The organism is Pseudarthrobacter sp. (genome assembly GCF_036675385.1).
In the GTDB taxonomy this organism is placed as follows: domain Bacteria; phylum Actinomycetota; class Actinomycetes; order Actinomycetales; family Micrococcaceae; genus Arthrobacter.
The window spans coordinates 1-1,712 of record NZ_JAKFFD010000053.1; the positions used below are offsets into that span (position 1 = coordinate 1).

The window sequence follows — 1,712 nt, forward strand, 5'->3', positions numbered from 1 at the left end:
GGCGGTGAAGTGTTCTACGAAGCCGCCACCGTCCTGGCCTCCTTCGTGCTGCTGGGCCACTGGTTTGAAATGCGCGCAAGGGGCGGAGCGAACGAAGCCATCCGTACGCTGCTCGAGCTTGCCCCTCCGGTCGCGGTGGTGATCCGCGACGGCGACACGGTCGAGATCCCCACCTCCGACGTCCAGACGGGGGACCTGCTGCTGATCCGGCCGGGATCGAAAATCCCCGTTGACGGGGAAGTCGAGGACGGCCAGTCGGAGGTCGATGAGTCCATGGTCACGGGCGAGAGCCTTCCGGTGACCAAAACCATCGGCTCTGAGGTGATCGGCGCGTCCATCAACACCACCGGCACGATGCGGGTCCGGGCCACCAAGGTCGGAGCAGACACCGCCCTGGCCCAGATCGTCGCCCTCGTCCAGGAAGCCCAGAACTCCAAGGCACCGGGCCAGCGGCTGGCCGACAGGGCCGCGTTCTGGCTGGTCCTGGTCGCACTGATCGGAGGGACCGTGACGTTCGCCGCCTGGCTCGCCCTCGGCGCCGGCGTCCAGGCGGCCCTGCTGTTCGCCATCACCGTCGTCGTCATTACCTGCCCCGACGCGTTGGGGCTTGCCACGCCAACGGCCATCATGGTGGGCACCGGCCTCGGTGCTAAGCGCGGTGTCCTGTTCAAGAATGCCACCGCGCTGGAGGTCTCCGCCCGGATCGACACCGTCGTCATGGACAAGACGGGCACCCTGACCAAGGGCGAACCGGAAGTCACCGACGTCGTCGTTGAGGGCATCGATGAGAACGAGCTGCTGGCTCTGGTCGCCGCCGTGGAAAAGGAATCCGAACACCCTCTTGCCGCGGCAGTGGTCCGGCACGCCCAGGTACACGGCGCCACCGACCTGGCCGCCACCGACTTCCTGAACGTCCCCGGCCACGGGGCCGGCGCAACCGTGGAGGGACACCGGGTCCTGGTCGGCAACCGCAAACTGCTGGCCGATGAGAACATCGACCTCGGGCCGCTTGCCGCGGTCCGCGACGAACTTGCAGGAACCGGACGGACCGCTGTGCTCGTCGCCGTCGACGGCCGCGCCGCTGCGGTGATCGCCATGGCGGACGCCGCCAGGGAAACCGCGCCGGCGGCGATAGCTGCCCTGCACGAGGCCGGGATCGAGGTCGTCATGCTCACCGGAGACAACGAAACCACCGCCCAAAGGATCGCAGGCCAGCTCGGCATCGACACCGTCATCGCCGAGGTGCTCCCGGGGGACAAATCAGCGAAGATCGCCGCACTGCAACAGGCGGGGAAGAAAGTCGCCATGGTCGGGGACGGTGTCAACGACGCCCCCGCCCTTGCCCAGGCCGACCTTGGCATCGCGATCGGCGCCGGCACCGACGTGGCCATCGAAACGGCCGACGTCGTGCTGATGCGCTCGGACCCGCTGGATGTGCCGATCGCCCTGCGGATCGGCAAAGGGACTTTGCGGAAGATGCGCCAGAACCTTGGCTGGGCCGTCGGATACAACGCGATAGCGCTGCCCATCGCAGCCGGGGTCTTCGCGTTCGCCGGGATCGTCCTCAGCCCGGAGATCGCGGCCCTGTCGATGTCAGGCTCCAGTTTCCTGGTCGCCGTCAACGCCCTGCTGCTCAAGAGGCTGCGGCTGCCCCGGCCCGAAACACCGGAGGCAAGCACGGCCCGCCCGGTCCGGCCGCTGGCCCCGGCCGG

At 68.5% G+C, this 1,712-nt stretch carries 1 protein-coding gene; it reads left to right on the plus strand.

Features of this window, described 5'->3' with window-relative positions; translation table 11 throughout:
• Positions 1-1,712 (plus strand): copper-translocating P-type ATPase (locus V6M49_RS04790; protein ID WP_332760305.1); only part of this gene is annotated, 1,712 nt, incomplete at both ends.